The sequence below is a fragment of the Streptosporangium nanhuense genome (genome assembly GCF_059358815.1).
The window spans coordinates 1-21603 of the sequence record NZ_JCADBG010000050.1 but is presented as its reverse complement, the minus strand read 5'-3'; the positions used below and the strand labels follow the sequence as shown (position 1 = coordinate 21603).

Annotated in this window: 16 protein-coding genes; 8 read left to right on the top strand and 8 right to left on the bottom strand. The window is 71.4% G+C overall.

The window, feature by feature from the left end:
* From AC5L38_RS43100 to AC5L38_RS43090, 3 genes are all read right to left on the bottom strand, one after another.
* Positions 1-1394, bottom strand: a 1394-nt coding sequence (locus AC5L38_RS43100; RefSeq protein WP_495248608.1) for a phosphoketolase family protein, incomplete at its 3' end; no start/stop codon positions are given.
* Between the two features lie 199 nt (positions 1395-1593).
* Positions 1594-2142: a hypothetical protein gene (locus AC5L38_RS43095; protein WP_495248609.1), complete on the bottom strand. Its 549-nt coding sequence runs from the start codon at positions 2140-2142 to the stop codon at positions 1594-1596.
* Between the two features lie 238 nt (positions 2143-2380).
* Positions 2381-3049, bottom strand: coding sequence for a CBS domain-containing protein (locus tag AC5L38_RS43090; RefSeq protein ID WP_495248607.1), 669 nt, complete (start codon positions 3047-3049; stop codon positions 2381-2383).
* Between the two features lie 290 nt (positions 3050-3339).
* On the opposite strand from AC5L38_RS43090, the gene AC5L38_RS43085 reads away from it, so the two are divergent.
* The 6 genes from AC5L38_RS43085 (at position 3340) to ppdK (ending at position 11720) form a co-directional block, all read left to right on the top strand.
* Positions 3340-3978: a response regulator gene (locus tag AC5L38_RS43085; RefSeq protein WP_495248606.1), complete on the top strand. Its 639-nt coding sequence runs from the start codon at positions 3340-3342 to the stop codon at positions 3976-3978.
* A 55-nt stretch (positions 3979-4033) separates the two neighbouring features.
* Complete coding sequence (locus tag AC5L38_RS43080; protein ID WP_495248605.1) at positions 4034-4462, top strand: pyridoxamine 5'-phosphate oxidase family protein; 429 nt, start codon at positions 4034-4036, stop codon at positions 4460-4462.
* A gap of 353 nt (positions 4463-4815) precedes the next feature.
* A complete protein-coding gene (locus tag AC5L38_RS43075; protein ID WP_495248604.1) occupies positions 4816-5244 on the top strand; it encodes an Hsp20/alpha crystallin family protein in 429 nt (142 codons plus the stop codon).
* Positions 5245-5304: 60 nt separating this feature from the next.
* On the top strand, positions 5305-6003 hold the full coding sequence (locus AC5L38_RS43070) for a CBS domain-containing protein (protein ID WP_495248603.1): 699 nt from the start codon (positions 5305-5307) through the stop codon (positions 6001-6003).
* Between the two features lie 386 nt (positions 6004-6389).
* Positions 6390-9014, top strand: a complete 2625-nt coding sequence (gene adhE / locus AC5L38_RS43065; RefSeq protein WP_495248602.1) for a bifunctional acetaldehyde-CoA/alcohol dehydrogenase — start codon at positions 6390-6392, stop codon at positions 9012-9014.
* Between the two features lie 75 nt (positions 9015-9089).
* Complete coding sequence (ppdK, locus tag AC5L38_RS43060; protein ID WP_495248601.1) at positions 9090-11720, top strand: pyruvate, phosphate dikinase; 2631 nt, start codon at positions 9090-9092, stop codon at positions 11718-11720.
* A gap of 190 nt (positions 11721-11910) precedes the next feature.
* On the opposite strand, the gene AC5L38_RS43055 is transcribed toward ppdK, so the two are convergent.
* Positions 11911-12465: a hypothetical protein gene (locus AC5L38_RS43055; RefSeq protein ID WP_495248600.1), complete on the bottom strand. Its 555-nt coding sequence runs from the start codon at positions 12463-12465 to the stop codon at positions 11911-11913.
* 364 nt (positions 12466-12829) lie between these two features.
* Between AC5L38_RS43055 and pflB the strand changes: the two genes are divergently transcribed.
* Both pflB and pflA read left to right on the top strand, forming a co-directional pair.
* Positions 12830-15118, top strand: coding sequence for a formate C-acetyltransferase (gene pflB / locus AC5L38_RS43050; RefSeq protein ID WP_495248599.1), 2289 nt, complete (start codon positions 12830-12832; stop codon positions 15116-15118).
* 11 nt (positions 15119-15129) lie between these two features.
* Positions 15130-15951 (top strand): pyruvate formate-lyase-activating protein, encoded by an 822-nt coding sequence (gene pflA / locus AC5L38_RS43045; RefSeq protein WP_495248598.1) that lies wholly within the window; start codon positions 15130-15132, stop codon positions 15949-15951.
* An 86-nt stretch (positions 15952-16037) separates the two neighbouring features.
* Here the strand turns inward: pflA and AC5L38_RS43040 are convergent, their stop codons facing one another.
* From AC5L38_RS43040 to AC5L38_RS43025, 4 genes are all read right to left on the bottom strand, one after another.
* The gene (locus AC5L38_RS43040) at positions 16038-16904 is read right to left on the bottom strand and encodes a universal stress protein (RefSeq protein ID WP_495248597.1); all 867 of its coding nucleotides are present in this window, start codon (positions 16902-16904) and stop codon (positions 16038-16040) included.
* 91 nt (positions 16905-16995) lie between these two features.
* The gene (locus AC5L38_RS43035; RefSeq protein ID WP_495248596.1) at positions 16996-19503 is read right to left on the bottom strand and encodes a cation-translocating P-type ATPase; all 2508 of its coding nucleotides are present in this window, start codon (positions 19501-19503) and stop codon (positions 16996-16998) included.
* A gap of 230 nt (positions 19504-19733) precedes the next feature.
* Positions 19734-20267, bottom strand: a complete 534-nt coding sequence (locus AC5L38_RS43030) for a universal stress protein (RefSeq protein WP_495248595.1) — start codon at positions 20265-20267, stop codon at positions 19734-19736.
* Positions 20268-20481: 214 nt separating this feature from the next.
* Positions 20482-21603: GAF domain-containing sensor histidine kinase (locus AC5L38_RS43025; protein ID WP_495248594.1), on the bottom strand; the 1122-nt coding region annotated here is incomplete at its 5' end.

The following is a 21603-nucleotide window of genomic DNA, read 5'->3' as shown; positions in this document are numbered from 1 at the left end:
GCCTCATAACAGTTGAACAACCCGTGGCGGCCACTCAGCAGGTAGCCCTCCAGCCAGCCCTGACACAGGTGCTCACTCAGCACCTCCATCACCCGGCCGCCCTGCCCCAGGTGCTCATCGGTCGGGAGCGTTTCGGCGTTCCAGGCCCGGTCGGTTACCTCGAACACCGCCTGCAGCCGGTTGGAGGCGGTCTCATCAGGGCCCATCAGCCGGAAGGTGTCGGGGTTGGCGGCGATCACGTCACGCAGGAAGGCGCCCAGCACCCGGGTGGGCTCACTGCTGGCGGTGGCGGGCGCCTTGACCTCGACCGCGTGCTCGCGGAAATCACCCAACGCCAGCGGCCGCAGCAGCTCGCCGCCGTTGGCATGCGGATTCGCGCTCATCCGCAACGGCCCCGCCGGCACCGTCCCCACGACCTCGGCCACCGGCCGCCCCTCGGCGTCGAACAGCTCACCCGGCCGGTAGGAGCGCATCCACTCCTGAAGCATCGCCAGATGCTCAGGGTTGTCGCGCACCCCCGACAACGGCACCTGATGCGAGCGCCAGGTGCCCTCCACCGCCAAACCGTCCACCTCCTTGGGCCCGGTCCATCCCTTCGGCGTCCGCAACACGATCATCGGCGGCCGGCCGCCCTCGGCGATCTGGTCGAACACCGTCTCCAGCGTCTCGGCCATGATCTGGTGCACGGCCTCGGGCTCGTCCCCGGACACCAGGTGCGGGCGGTATCCGTACCCCTCGATGAGCTTGACCAGCTCGTCCTCGGGGATGCGGGCCAGCACGGTCGGGTTGGCGATCTTGTACCCGTTCAGGTGCAGAATCGGCAACACCACGCCGTCACGGCCGGGCGCGTGGAACTTGTTGCTGTGCCAACTCGCCGCCAGCGGCCCGGTCTCGGCCTCCCCATCACCGATGACACACGCCACCACCAAGCCGGGATTGTCGAACGCCGCCCCATACGCGTGCGCCAGCGAGTAGCCCAGCTCACCGCCCTCGTGAATCGAGCCGGGCGTCTCGGGCGCCACATGGGAGGGGATACCACCGGGGAAGGAGAACTGCCGAAACAGCCGCCGCATCCCCTCCCCATCCCGCGTGATATCCGGATATTTCTCGGTATAAGAGCCCTCCAGCCACGCGTGCGCCACCGCCGCCGGCCCGCCATGCCCCGGACCGGCGATATAGATCATGTCCTGATCGCGTTCGGCGATGACCCGGTTCAGATGAGCGAAACAGAAGTTCAGCCCCGGCGTGGTCCCCCAATGCCCCAGCAACCGGGGCTTGATGTGCTCGGCCCGCAACGGCTCAGCCAGCAACGGATTGTCCAGCAAGTAGATCTGACCGACCGACAGGTAGTTGGCCGCGCGCCAATAGGCGTCGATCTTCTGGAGTTTGTTCATGCTCTCAGCCTTCTCGGTAATCGGTTGATCGCGAAGGGACCTAGGTCCTCACCTGTCGGGCCGAACGGAGTCGGCGCCGGGAGCTGTCCCGCATCCTCCTCGTCAACGACCGCGAGACGGTGCGGTGTTGGGGGCCGGGACGTGGAAAGGCCCGCTCCCGTGTGGTGGGAGCGGGTCTTTCGTCGGTGGGTGGGGGTTGTTATCGGAGGACGGGGTGGCGGCGTGCCAGGGGGGTGGTGGCCCACCAGGTGCCCAGGCCCCAGGTGGTGCCGGCGCCGGTCAGGGCCAGGCCTGCCAGGACGATGGCGTAGATGAGGTGGTCGTCCATGAAGGGGTTGGTTTCCAGGGGCAGCTCGGCGGCCCACATCAGGAGCATCATCAGGCCGCCGGCGACGGCGGCGATGCGCAGGCCCGCGCCCAGGATGAGGGCGGTGCCGACGCCGAGCAGGCCGAGCATGAACAGCCAGTCGACCCATGCCTGCCCGGCCAGGGTGGTGAACACCCCGCCCAGGGCGTTCTCGCCGGTGCCCTTGAGGAAGCCGGTGGTGGGGCTGCCGCCGTTGATCCAGGCCCGTGCGGCGGGAGTGGCGAAGCCCCAGCCGAAGGTCTTGTCCAGGAACGCCCACAGGAAGACCCAGCCCAGACCGATCCGGGCGATCGCCCAGACGTAGTCGACCGGACGCCTCGCGGCCTGGCGCTCAACGGCCGGGGTCGTGACGGCCTGTGCGGGAACGGTCCGTGCGGGCATGGCGTGTGCGGGGACGGTCTGTGCGGGGACGGCGCCCGTGACCGGCTTGGTGTGAACGTCGTGTCCGTGCGTGGTGGCCATGACGGCTCCCCTTTCCGTGTAGTTCCGTGTGTTCGGTGGTCTTTGCGACGTACTCATCACATCGCTTCTCGAAGCCCGGTCACAGTGCCGTACGAACCGCACCCGCGGGACCTTCGACCTTTTCGCGATCGGCGCTCGCCCCTTGTACAGCGGCGGTCTACAGCAGCGGCGGGAGGACGAGCAGGTCGTCGTCGCCGTGCTCAAGCCGTGAGACGACGTCGATGACGCCTTCGAGCCGGCGGATCGCCTGGACGAGCTGGACGACCTGCGAGTGGCGTTCGACCTCGCCGTCGAGCGTCACCACGCCGTTCTCGACATCGATGCTCACCTCGGATCCGGTGGAGGTCAGGTCGCGGGCGACGGCCTCGGCCTCGGCGCGCAGCTCGGCCTCGGGGCGGTCGAAGACGCGCAGCAGGTCCGCCCGGTGCAGGACGCCGGCGAGGCGGCCGGTGAGCGGGTCGATCACCGGGAGCTGCTGGATCCTCTTGCCGTGCATGAGCCGCGCCGCGTCCCGGGCGGTCATGCCCGGGGTGGCGGTGAGCGCGGGCGAGGTCATCAGGTCCTTGGCCACGACCGCCGCGGCCTTCTCGTGCTCGCGGCGGCGGCCGGCGCTCTCGAAGAGGGAGACGCCGTGGCGCCCCGCGTCGCTCTCCTTGAGCAGCAGGTCGTCCTGGGAGACCACCCCGACCGGGCGGCGGTCCGCGTCGACGACCGTCACCGCGCCTACGGCGAAGCGCCTCATCGTGGCCACGATGTCGGCGAAGCCAGCGTCCTGTGGCACCGCGATCGCGGTGCGACCCATCACGTCGTTCACGGTGATCGGCATCTTCTTCTCCTCGATTTCCGCGGGTCCTTCGAGCGTTCCCGTGATTCGGGTGTCGCCGGGGGCGGACGATCGTCACCCCGCGGTGCGTGTGGTGCGGGACGTCCTGCCCTTCTCTCCCATCGAACCCCCCGCCGGGTGGCCCGTCCCAGGGCCACAGGTCCCGACCTCACCGCGTGAGGGCAGGGTCTTTCGGTCCTCACCGTCATGCCGGGTCCCCGTCGGTCGCCGACGTGACACGCGGGTCCTTGGTCCCTACCGGCATGCGCCGAAGGGGGACTAACGTGCGGAGCATGATTCGCGTTTTCCTGCTGGACGACCACGAGGTGGTACGGCGTGGTGTCGCCGCGCTGCTCGGCTCCGAGGACGACATCGAGGTGATCGGCGAGGCCGGTACCGCCGAGTCGGCCATCGCCCGCATTCCCGCCCTCAAGCCCGACGTCGCCGTGCTCGACGTCCGCCTGCCTGACGGCAACGGGGTCGACGTGTGCCGTGAGGTGCGTTCCCAGCTGCCCGGCCTGGCGTGCCTGATGCTGACCTCCTATGCCGACGACGACGCGTTGTTCGACGCGGTCATGGCCGGGGCCTCGGGGTATGTGCTCAAGCAGATCCACGGCTCGGACCTGGTAGGGGCGGTCCGCACGGTCGCCGCCGGGCAGTCGCTGCTGGATCCGCAGACCACGGCGTCGATGCTGGCGCGCCTGCGCGACCAGGCGGCGAGGAAGGATCCGCTGGCCGCCCTGTCGGACCAGGAGCGGCAGATCCTGGAGCTGATCGGTGAGGGCCTGACCAACCGGCAGATCGGCGAGCGGATGTTCCTGGCCGAGAAGACGGTCAAGAACTACGTTTCCAACCTGCTGAGCAAGCTCGACATGCAGCGGCGCACCCAGGTCGCGGCCATGGCCGCCCGTCTGAGGGCAGATCGTCGGTAAGGAAGGGACTTTCGTCCCTAACGCCCCTGAAGAGCGAACGGGCAGCCTGGAGGGTATGAAGCTCGACTCGGCAGGCTTGCAGATCCTCTCGCGCCAGGAGTGCGTCGCGCTCCTGGCGTCGGCCTCGATCGGGCGCATCGTGTTCACCGACCGGGCCCTGCCCGCGGTGCAGCCGGTCAACTTCGTCCTCGACGGCGAGGACATCGTGATCCGTACGGGCATCGGCTCCAAGCTCGCCGCCGCGACCAGCGACGCGATCGTCGCCTTCGAGGCCGACGAGTTCGACCACACCGCCCGCACCGGCTGGTCGGTCACCGCCGTCGGACCCGCGCGCGCCGTACGTGAGGCCGGCGAGATCGAGCGTCTGTCCGCACTGCCCCTGCGCACCTGGGCGCCGGGCAGCCGCGACCACTACATCGTGGTGCGCGCCGAGCAGCTCACCGGCCGCCGCCTGTCATCCGGACCCGACGCGCGGGAAATCTGACACCCGCCCAGGACTGCCCCCACCCCTGAAGTCGCCCCGGCATTCCGCGGGTCCCTGCGTTTCGTCGGTCCCGGCGCCCGCGGCCGTCACCGGTCTGGCTCGTGACCGGGCGGAATCGCCTCGGCCTCCGCGTTCGATGTGATGCCCGCCCCGGGCGCCCTGGCCGGATGTCTCCGATCCGGATCGACGAGGCCGGCGACAGGCCAGGGGGCCGGCATGGTCCGCCCCCCTCGGAGGCACTTTCGGCGGCGGCGACCAACGGCGGCCGCGCGGGGACCTCCGGCCCTACATTCGGCCACCCGCCAGGCGTGGGATGGAGGTGAGAAGCACAAGGAGACCACGGAGGTGGGCAGATGACCACACTCACCCGCAGGGAGCCGAGAGGACTGTTTCCGGAGATCTTCGACTGGCTCGAAGGACCGCTGGCGGGGCTGCGCCCGGCGATCGGCCCTGCGATCCGGTTCGAGGACTACGTCAAGGACGGCAGGTACGTTCTGCTGGCCGAACTCCCCGGTATCGACCCTGACAAGGACCTCGAGATCACCCTCACCGACGGCGTCCTGGCCGTCCACGCCGAACGGCACCACGAGGAGAAGGACGCGCACCGCACCGAGTTCCGCTACGGCGCGCTCACCCGCTCCATCGTCCTGCCCGCGGGCGCCGACCCCAAGGACGTCAAGGCGGTCTACGACAAGGGCCTTCTGGAGATCAGCGTGAAGCTCGACGACAGCAAGGGCGCGGGTGTTCGCATCCCCGTCGGCAAGGCCCGCACCACCAGGTAACACATCCGGCGGGCCCGTTCGGGCGAGCGGGCCCGCACCATCACAGGTGGAGAACATGTCATGCGCACCAAGGTAGAGAACGTCATGACCAGGAACGTGGCGCTGGTCACCGCCGACACGCCGTTCAAGGACATCGCCGAGACCCTCATCGAGCACGCGGTGAGCGCGGTCCCCGTCGTGGACGGGGAGGGTCGTGTCATCGGCGTCGTCTCCGAGGCCGACCTGCTCGCCAAGGAGGAGTTTCGGGAGCAGTACTACCGTGAGGGCTATCAGCCGCCGCTGCGCGCCCGGCTGCGGCACCGGCTGAGCTCCGAAGGCCGCGACCTGAAGGCCAGGGCGAGAGGCGATGTCGCCGCCGAACTGATGACCTCCCCCGCGGTCACCGTCGCCAAGGAGACGTCGACGGTCGGTGCCGCCAGGCTCATGGAGGAACACGGGATCAAGCGGCTCCCGGTCGCCGACCGAGATGGCCGCCTGGTGGGCATCGTCAGCCGCCGCGACCTGATCAGGGTTTTCGTCCGGCCCGACTCCGACATCGCCGACGAGGTCCGCCAGGAGATCCTCGGCCGCTGCCTGTGGGTGGACACCGAGCAGGTCAACGTCCAGGTCGACCACGGTGTCGTCACCCTGGCCGGCACCATGGAGCGTCGCAGCGAGGCCGACATAGCGGGCCGGATGACCGGCCGCGTCAACGGCGTCGTCGACGTGGTGAACGAGGTGCGCTGGAAGGAGGACGACAGCACCTGGAACGGAGGCTGAACCGTTCGGACCCCCACCCCCTCATGGTCTCGGCCGGGACCCTCGCCACACGGTCCCGGCCAGGATCCCTCGCCTCAGGCGAGGACCTTCCTGCCGCGCCGCACGCCCCCCGGCACCGCACCGTCCGCCTCGCACCATCCGGTACGGGCCGGGGCGGCCCGGCCCCGGTACGGCCTTTTGCCCGCGAAAGGCCGTACCGGGGAGACCGCGGCACGGCATTGACGATGCGCATGTCTCCTCCCTCGTCGTCCTCGGGCCGGCCGATACCGGGCCGCGGTTCCGGAGGCCAAAGTCCCGGGCGAAGGTGCCTTTCGGCTCCGGCACGCCGGGCGCGTGACCGAGATTCTGAAGATGACCATAAGAGCGAGACACCCGAGGTGATCCGTATGGCCGACCAGGTCGCACATGTCCCGACCGCCGTCACCGAGATGATCGACACCCTGGTGGGGAACGCGCTGAAGGCACTGGACGACTACGGTGCCTTCGATCAGGAGCAGATCGACCACATCGTCAAGAAGGCGTCCGTCGCCGCGCTGGACGAGCACGCGGAGCTGGCCGAGCGGGCCGTCACCGAGACCGGGCGCGGGGTGTTCGAGGACAAGGCGGTCAAGAACATCTTCGCCTGCGAGCACGTGACCAACAGCATGGCGAGCCTCAAGACCGTCGGCGTCGTCTCGCGCGACGACATCAGCGGGCTGGTGGAGATCGCCGAACCCGTGGGCGTCGTCTGCGGGATCACCCCGGTCACCAACCCGACCTCCACCACGATCTTCAAGGCGCTGATCGCGCTGAAGACGCGCAACCCGATCGTGTTCGCCTTCCACCCCGCCGCCCAGGAGTGCAGCGCCGCCGCGGCCAGGGTCGTGCGGGACGCGGCGGTCGCGGCCGGCGCTCCCGAGCACTGCGTGCAGTGGGTGGAGCAGCCGTCTCTGGCGGCGACGACCGCGCTGATGCGTCACGACGGCGTGTCGACGATCCTGGCCACCGGCGGCAACGGCATGGTGCGGGCGGCGTACTCGGCCGGCAAACCCGCACTCGGGGTGGGCGCCGGCAACGTGCCCGCGTACGTGGAGGCCACCGCGGACCTGCGCCGCGCGGTCAACGACATCGTGTTGTCCAAGTCCTTCGACAACGGCATGATCTGCGCCTCGGAACAGGCTGTGATCATCGATGACGCGGTGTACGAGGACGCGCTCGCCGAGTTCGCCGTCCTGCACGCGCACCTGGCCGACGCCGAGGAGAAGCGCAAGCTGGAGGCGTTCCTGTTCGGCGCGGCGGCCGGCGGCGAGTCGTGCGCGCAGGCGAGGATCAACGCCGACGCCGTGGGCCGGCCGGCGGGCTGGATCGCCGAGCAGGCCGGGTTCACGGTGCCCGACGGTACCTCGATCATCCTTGTCGAGGTCGCCGAGGTAGGCCCCGCCGAGCCGCTGACCAGGGAGAAGCTGTGCCCGGTACTGGCGGTGCTGCGGGCCGGCAGCCGCGAGGAGGCGATCGTGACGGCCGAGCGGATGGTGGAGTTCGGCGGGCTGGGACACAGTGCCGCGATCCACACCCGCGACGAGGACCTGGCCGAGGAGTTCGGCATGCGGGTCAAGGCGGTGCGGATCATCTGGAACGCGCCGTCCTCCCAAGGCGGCATCGGCGACATGTACAACGCGTTCGTTCCGTCGCTGACCCTGGGCTGCGGCAGCTACGGCCGCAACTCGGTCTCCCACAACGTCTCGGCGGTCGACCTGCTCAACATCAAGCGGATCGGCCGGCGCACCAACAACCTGCAGTGGTTCAAGGTCCCGGCGAAGATCTACTTCGAGCCGCACGCGATCCGCTACCTGGTCGACATGCCCGGCGTGCACCGGGTGAGCATCGTGACCGACCCGACGATGACCCGCCTGGGATACGTCGACCGCGTTCTCACCGTGCTGGGCCGGCGTCCGGAGCGGGTCGCCCTGCAGATCATCGACGACGTGGAGCCGGAGCCGAGCGTCGCCACCGTCGACCGGGGCGCAGAGATGATGCGCGCGTTCCGGCCCGACACCATCATCGCACTCGGCGGCGGGTCGGCGATGGACGCGGCCAAGGTGATGTGGCTGCGCTACGAGCACCCCGAGGTCGTCTTCGACGACATGAGGCAGAAGTTCTTCGACATCCGCAAGCGCGCCTTCAAGTTCCCGTCGCTGGGCGAGCTGGCGCGACTGGTGTGCGTGCCCACCACGTCGGGCACCGGCGCCGAGGTCACCCCGTTCGCGGTGATCACCGACACCGCCACCGGCAAGAAGTATCCGCTGGCCGACTACGCGCTCACCCCCAGCGTCGCCATCGTCGACCCCGTCCTGGCCGCGGACCTGCCGGCCGTGGTCACCGCCGACAGCGGCTTCGACGCCCTCACCCACGCCATCGAGGCGTACGTGTCGGTGTATGCCAGCGACTTCACCGACGGCCTGGCGCTGCACGCGATCAAACTGGTCTTCGCCAACCTGGAGCGCGCGGTGAGCCGCGGCGCCGCCGACCCGGCCGCCCGTGAGCGGATGCACAACGCCGGCACCATCGCCGGGATGGCCTTCGGCAACGCCTTCCTGGGCATCGTGCACGCCATGTCGCACACGCTCGGCGCGACCTTCCACGTGGCGCACGGCCGGACCAACGCGCTCCTGCTCCCCCACGTGATCCGCTACAACGGGACGGTTCCCGCCAAGCTGTCGGGCTGGCCGAAGTACGAGCACTACCGCGCCCCCGAGCGGTTCCAGGAGATCGCCCAGGCGCTGGGCCTGCCCGCCGTCACCCCGGCCGAGGGCGTGGAGTCCCTGGCCGTCGCGGTGGAGCGGCTGCGGGAGGCCGCGGGCATCCCGTCGTCCTTCCGTGACCTCGGCGTCGAGGAGGCGGCCTTCCTGGCCGCGCTGCCCGAGCAGGCCCGTAACGCCTACGAGGACCAGTGCGCCCCGGCCAACCCCCGGATGCCGATGCTCGACGACATGCGCGACCTCATGCGCGCCGCCTACCACGGGAGGCGCTGACCCCGGACCCGGCGGCCGCAGCCGCCGCTGCGGCCGCCTCCTCGCACCACACGAACCGAATGGAGGCGACGCGCGATGCGCACCTACGTGTACGACTTCGCCGACGGCGACAAGGACATGAAGGACCTGCTCGGCGGCAAGGGGGCCAACCTGGCCGAGATGACCCGGCTGGGCCTGCCCGTCCCGCCGGGCTTCACCGTCACCACCGAGGCCTGCCGCTCCTACCTGGCGCAAGGCGTGGCTCCGGCGGGGCTGGAGGAGGAGATGGCCGTCCACCTGCGGCGGATCGAGAAGAGCATGAACCGCGGGTTCGGCGACCCCGGCGACCCGCTGCTGCTGTCGGTCCGCTCCGGCGGCCGCTTCTCCATGCCCGGCATGATGGAGACCGTCCTGGACATCGGCCTGACCGACATCACCGTGGCCGGCCTGGCCGCCCACGGCGGCGAGCGCTTCGCCTGGGACTGCTACCGGCGGCTCATCTCCATGTACGGCTCGACCGTCGAGGGCATCGCGGACTCCGAGTTCGAGAGCGCGCTGGCGGCGTTGCGCCGCGAGCGCGAGGTCGCCTGCGATCCGGAGCTGAGCGCCGACGACCTGCGCGAACTGGTGGACACTTACAAGGAGATCTTCCGCGCGCACACTGGCACCGGCTTCCCGCAGGACCCGGTCGAGCAGCTCGGCAACACCGTGCTGGCCGTCTTCCGCTCCTGGAACACCGAACGCGCCCGGCTCTACCGGCGTGCCGAGCACATCCCCGACGACCTGGGCACCGCCGTCAACGTGATGGCCATGGTGTACGGCAACCGCGGCACCGGATCGGGTACCGGCGTCGCCTTCACCCGCGATCCCGCGACCGGCGCCCGCGGCGTCTACGGCGACTACCTGCCCGACGCCCAGGGCGAGGACGTGGTGGCCGGGATCCGCGACACCCTGCCCCTGCAGGAGCTCGCCCGCCTGGACCGTCGCTGCTTCGAGGAGCTGACGCGGGCGATGGACGTGCTGGAACACCGCTACCGCGACCTGTGCGACATCGAGTTCACCATCGAGGGCGGCAGGCTGTGGATGTTGCAGACCCGGGTCGGCAAGCGGACCGCCGCCGCCGCGTTCGTCATCGCCGCCCAGCTCGTCGACGAGGGGGTCATCGATCTCGACGAGGCGCTGCGGCGCGTCGACGGCGTCCAGCTCGGCCGGCTCATGTTCCCCCGCTTCGACCTGTCGGGCTCGCCCGAGCGGATCGCCGTCGGCGTGCCCGCCTCCCCCGGGGCCGCCTCGGGCCGGGCCGTGTTCGACTCCCGCCGTGCCGCCGAGGCCACCGGCCCGGTCATCCTGGTCCGGCGCGAGACCAATCCCGACGACCTGCCCGGCATGCTCGCCGCCCGCGGCATACTGACCAGCCGCGGCGGCAAGACCTCGCACGCGGCCGTCGTCGCCCGCGGCATGGGGCGCACCTGCGTCTGCGGCGCCGGCGACCTCGACGTCGATCCGCGGGAACGGCTGTTCCGGGCCGGTTCGGTGACCGTCCGCGAAGGCGACATGATCTCCGTGGACGGCACCACCGGCACGGTGTACCTGGGTGAGCTGCCCGTGACCCCGTCACCGGTCGTGCGCCACCTCGAAGGCGACCTCGACGCCGGGTCGGGGCCGCTCGTCTCGGCCGTCAGCAGGCTCCTCGCCCACGCGGACACACTGCGCCGGCTGGGTGTGCAGGCCAACGCCGACACCGCCGAGGACGCGGCGCGCGCCCGCAGGTTGGGTGCCGCCGGGATCGGACTGTGCCGGACCGAGCACATGTTCCTCGGCCCGCGGCGCGCCCTGGTGGAACGCCTCATCCTGGCCGAGGGCGAGCAGGAGGTCCGGGCGGTGCTGGAGGAGCTTCTGCCGCTGCAGCGGGCCGACTTCGTCGAGGTGCTGGCCGCCATGGACGGGCTGCCGGTCACCATCCGGCTGCTCGACCCGCCCCTGCACGAGTTCCTTCCCCCGCTGGAGGAGCTGCTCGGCGCCGTGACCGGCCGCGAGCGGGCACTGCTGGCCGCGGTCCGGAGAACGCACGAGAGCAACCCGATGCTCGGACTGCGCGGTGTCCGGCTCGGCCTGGCCATCCCCGGCCTGTTCGCCATGCAGGTCCGCGCCATCGGCGAGGCCTGCGCCATCCGCGTCCGAGCCGGTGGCACACCACGGCCGGAGATCATGATCCCGCTGGTCGGTGACGTCCGCGAGCTGGCTCTGGTCCGCGCCGAGTCCGAGCGGGTGCTGGCCGGGATCGATGACGCGCCACCGATCCCGATCGGGACGATGATCGAGGTGCCCCGGGCGGCTCTCACCGCCGGTGACATCGCCGGGCAGGCCGAGTTCTTCTCCTTCGGCACCAACGATCTGACCCAGATGACCTGGGGATTCTCCCGCGACGACGTGGAGGCCTCGTTCCTGCCGCAGTACCTGCGCCTGGGCGTCTTCGACACCTCACCGTTCGAGACCATCGACCGGCGCGGCATCGGCCGCCTGATCGAGCTGGCCGTCAAGGAAGGGCGAGACGCTCGTCCCGGGCTGCGGATCGGCGTCTGCGGCGAACACGGCGGCGACCCCGCCTCCGTGTGGTTCTTCCACGACGCGGACCTGGACTACGTCTCCTGCTCGCCGTACCGGGTGCCGGTGGCCCGTCTGGAGGCGGGCCGCGCGGCCCTTTCCCGTGGCGAGGAAACCCGTTGACGCCGGGCGGAGCCGCCCTCGGCGGGCCATGCCACCGCGGCGGGCCCGCGGTGGCGGCTCCGCCCGCGTGTCCCGGACGAGAGCGAACAGGTGGTGGCCGTACCTCGGCCGCCGCTCTCCCCGGCCCGCGCACGAAAAAGACCCGCTCCCGTGTGGTGGGAGCGGGTCTTTCGTCGGTGGGTGGGGGTGGTTATCGGAGGACGGGGTGGCGGCGTGCCAGGGGGGTGGTGGCCCACCAGGTGCCGATGCCCCAGGTGGTGCCGGCGCCGGTCAGGGCCAGGCCTGCCAGGACGATGGCGTAGATGAGGTGGTCGTCCATGAAGGGGTTGGTTTCCAGGGGCAGCTCGGCGGCCCACATCAGGAGCATCATCAGGCCGCCGGCGACGGCGGCGATGCGCAGGCCCGCGCCCAGGATGAGGGCGGTGCCGACGCCGAGCAGGCCGAGCATGAACAGCCAGTCGACCCATGCCTGCCCGGCCAGGGTGGTGAACACCCCGCCCAGGGCGTTCTCGCCGGTGCCCTTGAGGAAGCCGGTGGTGGGGCTGCCGCCGTTGATCCAGGCCCGTGCGGCGGGAGTGGCGAAGCCCCAGCCGAAGGTCTTGTCCAGGAACGCCCACAGGAAGACCCAGCCCAGACCGATCCGGGCGATCGCCCAGACGTAGTCGACCGGACGCCTCGCGGCCTGTGCGGGGGCGGCGTCTGTGACCGGCCCGGTGTGAACGTCGTGTCCGTGAGTGGCGGCCATGACGGCTCCCCTTTCCGTGTGGTTCCGCAGTGTTCCGCGGTCTTTGCGAACACCCTCATCACACCGTTTCCCGACGCCCGGCCACAGTGCCCTACGAACCGCGTCGCGGCCTCGAACGTCCCTGCCCCATGGGACCTTCGGCCCTGTCATGCGGCGCGCGACGGAAACGGGACGGCGAAACGGTTCCGGCGCACCCGGCACTCCGGGGAGACCCGCACTGCCGTACGTCGTCACCGGCGAGGTGGCCCAACCCCGCCCGGCGATCCAGGACGTTGGTCCCGCCCGCCGGTGACCTCCGGCCGATGAGACGGACCGCCCCGAGGACAACAGTGGAAACGTGGGCGAGAGACGAGGGAGTTCTCCGATGACGAGCACGACGAGCACGACGGCCATGACGAGCGTGTCGGCCGAACGGCAAGAGGCGACCTCGGAGCCCTGGCGCGGCTTCCATGGCGAGGCGTGGCGCGCGCACGCGGACGTCCGCGACTTCGTGCAGGCCAACTACACCCCCTACGAGGGGGACGAGTCGTTCCTCTGGGGGCCGACGGACCGCACCCTGGCGGTGTGGGGGAAGATCACCGCGATGCTCCCCGAGGAGCGCCGGCGGGGCGTCTACGACGTCGACGCCTCGACTCCGTCCTCGATCACCGCGCACCGGCCCGGCTACATCGATCGCGCCCGCGAGCTGATCGTCGGCCTGCAGACCGACGCGCCGCTGAAGCGGGCCATCATGCCCGCCGGCGGGCTGCGGATGGTGGACAACGGCCTGGCCGCGTACGGCTACACGCTCGACCCGCGGGTTCGGGAGATCTTCAGCAGGTACCGCAAGACCCACAACGACGGCGTTTTCGACGCCTACACCCCCGAGATCCGCGCGGCCCGCCGCTCGGGCGTGATCACCGGGCTGCCCGACTCCTACGGCCGGGGCCGCATCATCGGCGACTACCGGCGGGTCGCCCTGTACGGCGTCTCCCGCCTCGTCTCCTTCAAGGAGGCGGAGCTGCGCGGCCTGGACGGCGCCTTCGCCGCCGATGCGGTGATCCGCGACCGGGAGGAGCTGGCCGAGCAACTGCGCGCGCTGGAGGAGCTGCGCCAGATGGCGGCCACCTACGGCCACGACATCTCCCGGCCCGCGGCCACCGCGCGCGAGGCGCTCCAGTGGCTGTACTTCGCCTACCTGGCCGCGGTGAAGGAGCAGAACGGCGCGGCCATGTCGCTGGGCCGCACCTCCACCTTCCTCGACGTCTACCTGCAGCGCGACCTCGACGAGGGACGGATCACCGAGCGGGAGGCCCAGGAACTCGTCGACGACTTCGTGATCAAGCTGCGGATCGTCCGGTTCCTGCGCACCCCCGAATACGACCAGCTGTTCTCCGGAGACCCGACCTGGGTGACCGAGTCGATCGGCGGCATGGGCACCGACGGCCGGACCCTGGTGACGCGCACCAGCTACCGCTACCTGCAGACGCTGCGTAACCTCGGTCCCGCGCCGGAGCCGAACCTGACCGTGCTCTGGTCGCCCCGGCTGCCCGAGCCGTTCAAGCGGTTCTGCGCCCGCCTGTCGATCGAGACCAGCTCCATCCAGTACGAGTCCGACGACCTGATGCGGCCGATCCACGGCGACGACACCGCCATCGCGTGCTGCGTCTCCGCGGCCGCGGTGGGCAGGCGGATGCAGTTCTTCGGCGCCCGGGTCAACCTGGCCAAGACCCTGCTGTACGCGATCAACGGGGGCCGCGACGAGATGACCGGCAAGCAGGTCGGCCCCGCCGTGGCGCCGCTGACCGGCGAGTACCTCGACTACGACCGGGTCGTCGCGGCGTTCGAGGTGATGATGGACTGGCTGGCGCGCACCTACGTCGAGGCGCTGAACGTCATCCACTACATGCACGACAAGTACTCCTACGAGCGCATCGAGATGGCGCTGCACGACCACCCGGTCAAGCGCACCCTGGCCTGCGGCATCGCCGGCCTGTCGGTGGCGGCCGACAGCCTGTCGGCGATCAAACACGCCCGGGTGCGGGTGATCCGCGACGAGAGCGGGCTCGCGGTCGACTACGAGATCGAGGGCGACTTCCCCGCCTACGGCAACAACGACGACCGCGCCGACGACATCGCCGTGGACCTGGTGCGCTCGTTCATGGCCAAGGTCCGCCGCCATCCCGCCTACCGTGGCGCCGAGCACACCCAGTCGGTGCTGACCATCACCTCCAACGTGGTGTACGGCAAGCACACCGGCAACACCCCCGACGGGCGTCGCGCCGGCGAGCCGTTCGCGCCCGGCGCCAACCCGATGAACGGCCGCGACAGGCACGGCCTGGTCGCCTCCGCGCTGTCGGTCGCCAAGCTGCCCTACGACCAGGCCCAGGACGGCATCTCGCTCACCAACACCGTCACCCCCGAAGGGCTCGGCCGTACCGACCGGGAACGGGTGGGCAATCTGGTCGGGGTGCTCGACGGCTACGTCGACGCCGGTGGCTTCCACATGAACGTCAACGTCCTGACCCGGGCCGTGCTGCTGGAGGCGATGGAGCACCCGGAGAAGTACCCGCAGCTGACCATCCGGGTCTCGGGGTATGCGGTCAACTTCGTCCGTCTCACCCGGGAGCAGCAGCAGGACGTCGTGGACCGCACCTTCCACGGATCGCTGTGACGGAGGCCGCGATGAACCCGGCAGCGCGCTGCGAGCAGGTGACCGCCGACCGCGAAGCCGTGGTGCGGCAGGGCGAGGCCGAGCTTCGCCCACCGCCCGCGCCGCCGGGCACCGGCGTCGTCAGTTCCTGGGACCTGTCCATCGGCGTCGACGGCCCCGGCACCAGGTTCACCGTGTTCACCGCCGGTTGCCCGCTGCGCTGCCTGTACTGCCAGAACCCCGAGACCTGGCGGATGCGCGACGGCCGCCGCGTCACCGTCGACGAGGTCATGGCCGAGGTGGACAAATACCGCCGGTTCGTCACCGTGGCCGGCGGCGGGGTGACCGTCAGCGGTGGCGAGCCGCTGCTGCAGCCCGGCTTCACCGCCGAGGTGCTGCGCCGCTGCCGCGAGAGCGGCCTGCACACCGCCCTGGACACCTCGGGCTTCCTGGGCGAGCGCGCCACCGACGCGCTGCTCGCCGACACCGACCTGGTGCTGCTCGACATCAAGTCCTGCGACCCGGCCGGCTACCGGAGCCTGACCGGAGGTTCGCTGGAGCCGACCCTGCGTTTCGCCCGCCGCCTGGCCGAGCTGGGCCGTCCGGCCTGGATCCGGTTCGTGCTGGTCCCCGGCCTCACCGACGCCCCGGACAACGTCGAGGGCGTCGCCCGCTTCGTGGCCGGCCTGGACAACGTCGACCGCGTCGACGTCCTGCCCTACCACCGCATGGCCGCCGAGAAGTACCGGCGCCTCGGCCTGGCCTTCCCCCTGCCGGGCGTGCTTCCGCCCGGCCAGGCGCTGCTGGAGCGGGTCCACGCCCAGTTCCGGGCACACGGCCTCACCAGCGTCTGACCGGCACGGAACTCTCCGGGCGCGAACCGCCCGGGGAGTTCCGTGCTCAGGCCGCCCGCCGGCCGGCACCGGTCGGCGGGCGCCGGTCAGGAAGGGCCGGGAGCGGCAGGGGCGGGGGTCACGACCAGCGGGCAGGTGGCATGGTGCAGCAGCGAATGGCTGACCGAACCCAGCAGCAGCCCGGTCAGCTCACCACGGCCGCGTGAGCCGACGACCAGCAGGCCGGCATGGGCCGAGGCCTCGGCCAGGACGCGTGCCGGGTGACCGTGTTCGAGCTGCTCGGTGACCTTGACGTCGGGGTAGCGCTCGCTCCAACCGGCCAGGGCCTCGGCCAGCAGGCGCCGTTCGGTCTCGGCCGCCTCCTCCGCGATCCCCAGGGCGAAGGGGCCGCCACCGGCGATCGGGCGGCTCCAGGCGTGCACCGCCCGCAGGCCGGCGCCGCGCAGGGACGCCTCGGCGAAGGCGAATCCCAGGGTGTCCGCACCCGCCGCCGAACCGTCGACGCCGACGACCACCTCCCCGGCCGGCGGGGTGGCCGGGTCGCGGATGACGGCCACCGGGCAGGCGGCCCGCCCGGCGACCCCCAGCGCGACCGAACCGAGCAGCATCCCCGCGAAACCTCCCAGCCCGTGGTTGCCGACCACCAGGAGCTCCGCGTCCGCGGCGGCCTCGATCAGGATGGCGCGCGGGTCACCGCCCAGCAACCGCGTCTGCGCCGCGACACGGGCATCTTCCTGGCGGGCCCGCTCCAGCGCCGCCTCCAGCATGGACGTGGCTCCTTCGCGCATCCAGCGGCCCACCTCGGCGTAGCGGTCGGCTTCGGAGACCTCCAGGGGCCAGGCGGGCATGGCGTGCACGATGCTCAGCGCACCGCCGCGGATCCCGGCCTCGCGCGCCGCCCAGCCCACGGCCGCGAGCGCGGCCTGCGAACCGTCGACTCCTACTGCGATCATGACATCCTCCTCATCGTGCCCATGCCACCATCACACCGGCGGGCGACCGGAGGGCGACAGCGGTAAAGGTCCTTTGCCCCAGGGACCTCCGTCACCATGTCCGAGGCTCTGACCTGTGGTGATCGCCGCCGGGGTGGGTGCCCGCCGCGCTCGTGGCCGGCCACCGGAGCAGGTCGCACAGCAGGGGGGTGAGCACGGCGGTGCCCAGGGCCAGCGCCCACCCGGTCGCGGGCAACGGCACCAGGGCCAGCGGGGCGCCGAGAGGCGGGACAAGGGTGACGAGCGTCTGGAGCAGCGCGGTGGCCAGGATCGCGATCGTGACCGTGCGGCCGTGCCACCATCCCCGCTCGAAGGTCCACCGGCGGGCCCGCACGACGTAGGCGAGGGTGAGGCGGGCGAAGACCAGCGCGAGGACCGCCTGGGTGCGTACCTCTTCGTCGCTCCAGCCCATCCGGCGGGCCGCCTCGACCGCGGCGATCACCAGCAGGCCGACGACGAGGGATCGCAGCGCGACCCGTCCCAGTACGGCGCCCGACAGCAGGCCGTCGCGCCGTGGCCGCAGCGCCAGGGGATCTCCGGCGGGCCGGTCGACGCCCAGGGCGATGGCCGGGATCCCGTCCAGCGCCAGGTTGATCCAGAGCAGGTGCACGGGAAGCAGCGGGATGATCAGGTCGGGCCACAGGATGAGGCCGACGAGCACCAGGAGGATCTCCGCCAGGTTGCCGGTGAGCAGGTAACCGATCATCGAGGTGACGTTGTGGTGCAGGCGCCGCCCCTCACGCACCCCGGTGACGATGGTGCCGAGCTCACCGTTGGTGACGACGACGGCGGCCGCCTCCCGCGCCACGTCGGTTCCCTCCTCGCCCGCCATCGCCACGCCCACATCCGCGTGCCGCAGCGCGGGCGCGTCGTTGACGCCGTCGCCGGTCATGGTGACGATCTCTCCGCTTGCGCGGAGCGCGTGGACCAGGTCGAGTTTGGTGGCCGGATCCACCCGGGCCAGCACGCTCGCCCCGCGCAACAGCCTGGCCCTGTCGGTGACGCCCAGTCCTTCGAGGGAGGCGCCGGTGACCACGGCGCCGGACTCGATGCCGACCTCCTCGGCCACGGCCTGGGCGGTGTCGCCATGATCGCCGGTGACCATCATGATCCGGATGCCGGCCGCCCGGCAGTCGGTGACCGCCCGCAGGGCCGAGGGCCTGATCTCGTCACGCAGTCCGAGCAGGCCGAGCGGGCGCAGCCCGCCGGCGTCCAGGTCGTCGCTGTCCTTTTCGGCCAGTGCGAGCACCCGCAGGCCCTGACGGGCGAGGTCTGTCACGGCGTTCATCAGATGGTCGGTCTGCTCGCCGGGCACGCAGCGGGCCAGCACCACCTCGGGCGCCCCTTTGACGGTCAGCAGCGGACCTTCGGTCACCACGGCCATGGAGCGGGTCTCGGCGTCGAAGGGCCGTCCCTTCAGGCGCCTCTCACCTTCCGGCAGCCGGGCACCGTCGCGTTCGGCGGCCGCGCGCAGCGCCACGTCGACGGCGTCCCCGAGCCCGTCGCGGGCGTCGTTGCAGCGCAACGCGGCCCGCCACAGGTCCGCACCGGCGACCGGGACCTGGTCGACGACCGCCAGCCGCCCGGTGGTCAGCGTCCCGGTCTTGTCGGAGGCGATGACGGTGGTCGCGCCGAGCGCCTCGATCGCCGAGAGCCGGCGAACGATCACTCCCAGCTTGGCCATCCGCTGGGAGCCCAGGGCCAACGCGGTGGTGACGGCGGTGGCGAGACTTTCGGGAACGGCGGCGATGGCCAGCGCGACCCCGGCCAGCACGATGTCGAGCAGCGCGGCCTCTCCCCGGCTCACGCGCGTCAGGCCCAGCAAGACCATGACCACTCCCGCCGCCAGCGCGAGCAGGCCGATCCGCCGCGACGCCTGCGCCAGGTCCGCCTCCAGCGGGCTCTTCGGCTGCCGCCCTTCGAGGGCATCGGCGATGCGTCCCATCTCGGTCGCCGCGCCGGTCCGCTCCACCAGCGCCGTCGCCGACCCTCGGACGACCAGGGTGCCGGAGAACAGCTCCCCGTCGCGGTCGCCGAGCGCAACCCCCGGGCCGCCGGCGCCGCCGACCCGTTTGCCGGCCGACTGCGACTCCCCCGTCAACATGGCCTCGTCGACGCCCAGGGCGCTGACCTCCAGCACCCGCGCGTCGGCGGGAACCCGGTCTCCGGCCGCGACCTCGATCACATCACCGGGCACGACCTCGGCGGCCGGAACGCGCCGGGTGACACCGCCGCGCCTGACCTTGGCCATGGGCGCACTCAGCGTGCCCAGCGCACGGACGGCCTGGTCGGCCCTGGCCTCCTGCCCGGCACCGATGGCCACGTTCACCACCAGAATGGTCAAGATCGCGATTCCCTCGGGAATCTCGGCCAGGACGAGCAGCGTCACCAGCCCGGCGATCAGCAGCAGGATCGACAGCGGGTCGGCGAGTTGCCGCACCACGCGAGCCGGCAGGGTGGGCGGCCGGGAGCGCGGAAGTTCGTTGCGGCCGTACTCGTCCAGTAACCGGGCGGCCTCCGCGTCGCCGAGCCCTGCCGGGGTGTCCGCCTTGATGCTCATGTGTCCAGCAGATCATCGCGGCGGTGGCCGGATCCCGAGGCGAAAGCCACCGTGGCGAGGGACCTTCGGCCCCGATGACCGTCGCCGCGACGCGGATGGCGCGGGTGGAGCGCTCGCCGGTGCGCTGCTCCTGGCACATCCTGGCGCGGGGACTTTCTTGCGCGGAAAGGAGTTCCCCCACGCCCGAGAGGGAGAAGACGGCGTCGGCGCCGTGGGCGTGCGGCGTGCGGTCAGGCGAGCGCCGGATGTGGCGTCGCGGTCGCGGATTCGATCGCGGCACGCGGGGCGGGCAGGTCGGCGTACCGCGCCCGGTCGACCTGGTCAGGGGTGACGACGACGGTGGGGCAGACCGCCAGAGCGAGGCAAGCCCGCAAGGTCGCCCCAAGGTATCCTCCGCCGGCCGCCGGCCGGAGCCCTCCCAGGACGAGGAGATCGGCCGTCTCGGAATGGCGTGGCAGCGCCCGCGCAGCCCTGTCACGGCAGAGCAGGGGGCGCACAACGAGTTCCGGATACCCGGCGCGAACCGTCGCGACCGCCTGGCCGACGATGGTTTCGGCCATCGCCTTCCGATCCGCCTCCTCGGCAGGTGCCCGGCCGGGCACGTACGGCGCCCGGCACCGCACGAGGTCGCCCCACGCGTGCAGGACCACCAGTTCCGCGCCGCTGCGGCGGGCTTCCTGGGCACCCCAGCTCAGTGCCGCCTGCCCGGCGGCCGAACCGTCGAAGCCGACCAGGATGCGGGAGAGGGGTTGTCGACCTGTCATGGGATCCTCCGTGATTCGTCCCGTGGCCCCCGGTGGTGAAAGGGGTTCACCTTCATGCAACCGCGACGGCCCCGGCCCCGGCCAGGGTCGCTGGTCCCGGCTCGCGGGGACCGGCGACCCTTCTGACCACGGGCCGGTAACGGCCCATGGTCGCAGAGCCTTGAGGCGTACGGAGGTAGGCGTCTGTGGGTGCTTACCGAGGCCGTCTCGCTTGTCAGGTGAGGGGGACACGCCAGGTCAGCCGGGTCCCGCCCTGCGGAGAGGAGCCGGCATCGAAGGAACCGCCCAGCGCGGTGGCGCGCTCTTCCATGTTGCGCAAGCCGCTGCGCTCGCCCTCACCGGACAGGCCGACGCCATCGTCGGCGACGGTGAGGGTGAGCCGGTCATCGGCCGCCTCGGTGAAGACGTCGGCATTGGAGGCCTTGGCATGGCGCACGATGTTGGACAGCGCCTCTCGCAGGACGGCCAGCAACTGCTCGGCGACCGGCGCGGGCACCTGGTTGTCGAGCTGTCCCTCCATCCGCAGGCCCGGCATGAAGCCCAGGTGCCCGCGCGCTCCCTCCACCAGCTCCACGATTCGCGCGCGCAGGCTGGGCTCGTCGGCCTGGCGGGGGGTCTGCAGGGCGAAGATCGTCGAACGGATCTGCCGGATGGTCTCGTCCAGCTCGTTGATCCCGTGCTGGAGCCGGCCCGCAGCCTCGGGATGCTCGACGAAGCGCACGATGCTCATCAAGGTCATGGCGACGGCGAAGAGCCTCTGGATGACGACGTCGTGCAGGTCCTTGGCGATCCGGTCGCGGTCTTCCAGCAGCCCCAGCCGCTCGGCGTCCTGACGGGCCTCGGCCAGCTCCAGCGCGACCGCGGCCTGCCCGGCAAAAGAGTGCAGGGTCCGCAGCTCGCCCCCGCTGAAAGGGATACGGCCCGGCCGCTTGCCCAGCACCAGCACCCCCCGCACCACCCCGGCCACGCCCAGCGGCACCGCGGCGGCGGGCCCCACCGTCAGATCCCGCATGAGGGCGGTGGGCAGGTCCGCCTCGCCGAGATCGGTGACCATGACCGGCTCGCCGCCCAGCAGCGCCCTGCCCGGAAGCGAGCCCGCGACTTCCACCGTGGCCGCGTCGAGCCCGTCGGCCCCCGGACCGCCGGCGATCGTCACGTGCAGGACCTCGTGGGCCGCGTCGGGCAGCATGATCATCGTGATGTCGGCGGCGGCCAGGTCCCGGGCCCGGCTCGCCACCAGGGTCAGTACCTGGCCGGGTTCGGCGCCCGACAGCAGGCTGGTGGTGACCTCCGCCGAGGCCTGCAGCCACATCTCCCTGCGCCGGGTCTCCTCGTA

What these genes read in the sequence shown, in the direction of transcription:
- AC5L38_RS43040 (WP_495248597.1), bottom strand. Translation starts at nt 16,904, where the DNA reads ATGATCGCAGTAGGAGTCGACGGTTCGCAGGCCGCGCTCGCGGCCGTG.
- AC5L38_RS43035 (WP_495248596.1), bottom strand. Translation starts at nt 19,503, where the DNA reads ATGAGCATCAAGGCGGACACCCCGGCAGGGCTCGGCGACGCGGAGGCC.
- AC5L38_RS43090 (WP_495248607.1), bottom strand. Translation starts at nt 3,049, where the DNA reads ATGCCGATCACCGTGAACGACGTGATGGGTCGCACCGCGATCGCGGTG.
- AC5L38_RS43095 (WP_495248609.1), bottom strand. Translation starts at nt 2,142, where the DNA reads ATGCCCGCACGGACCGTTCCCGCACAGGCCGTCACGACCCCGGCCGTT.
- pflB (WP_495248599.1), top strand. Translation starts at nt 12,830, where the DNA reads ATGACGAGCACGACGAGCACGACGGCCATGACGAGCGTGTCGGCCGAA.
- AC5L38_RS43080 (WP_495248605.1), top strand. Translation starts at nt 4,034, where the DNA reads ATGAAGCTCGACTCGGCAGGCTTGCAGATCCTCTCGCGCCAGGAGTGC.
- AC5L38_RS43070 (WP_495248603.1), top strand. Translation starts at nt 5,305, where the DNA reads ATGCGCACCAAGGTAGAGAACGTCATGACCAGGAACGTGGCGCTGGTC.
- adhE (WP_495248602.1), top strand. Translation starts at nt 6,390, where the DNA reads ATGGCCGACCAGGTCGCACATGTCCCGACCGCCGTCACCGAGATGATC.
- AC5L38_RS43085 (WP_495248606.1), top strand. Translation starts at nt 3,340, where the DNA reads ATGATTCGCGTTTTCCTGCTGGACGACCACGAGGTGGTACGGCGTGGT.
- ppdK (WP_495248601.1), top strand. Translation starts at nt 9,090, where the DNA reads ATGCGCACCTACGTGTACGACTTCGCCGACGGCGACAAGGACATGAAG.
- pflA (WP_495248598.1), top strand. Translation starts at nt 15,130, where the DNA reads ATGAACCCGGCAGCGCGCTGCGAGCAGGTGACCGCCGACCGCGAAGCC.
- AC5L38_RS43055 (WP_495248600.1), bottom strand. Translation starts at nt 12,465, where the DNA reads ATGGCCGCCACTCACGGACACGACGTTCACACCGGGCCGGTCACAGAC.
- AC5L38_RS43075 (WP_495248604.1), top strand. Translation starts at nt 4,816, where the DNA reads ATGACCACACTCACCCGCAGGGAGCCGAGAGGACTGTTTCCGGAGATC.
- AC5L38_RS43030 (WP_495248595.1), bottom strand. Translation starts at nt 20,267, where the DNA reads ATGACAGGTCGACAACCCCTCTCCCGCATCCTGGTCGGCTTCGACGGT.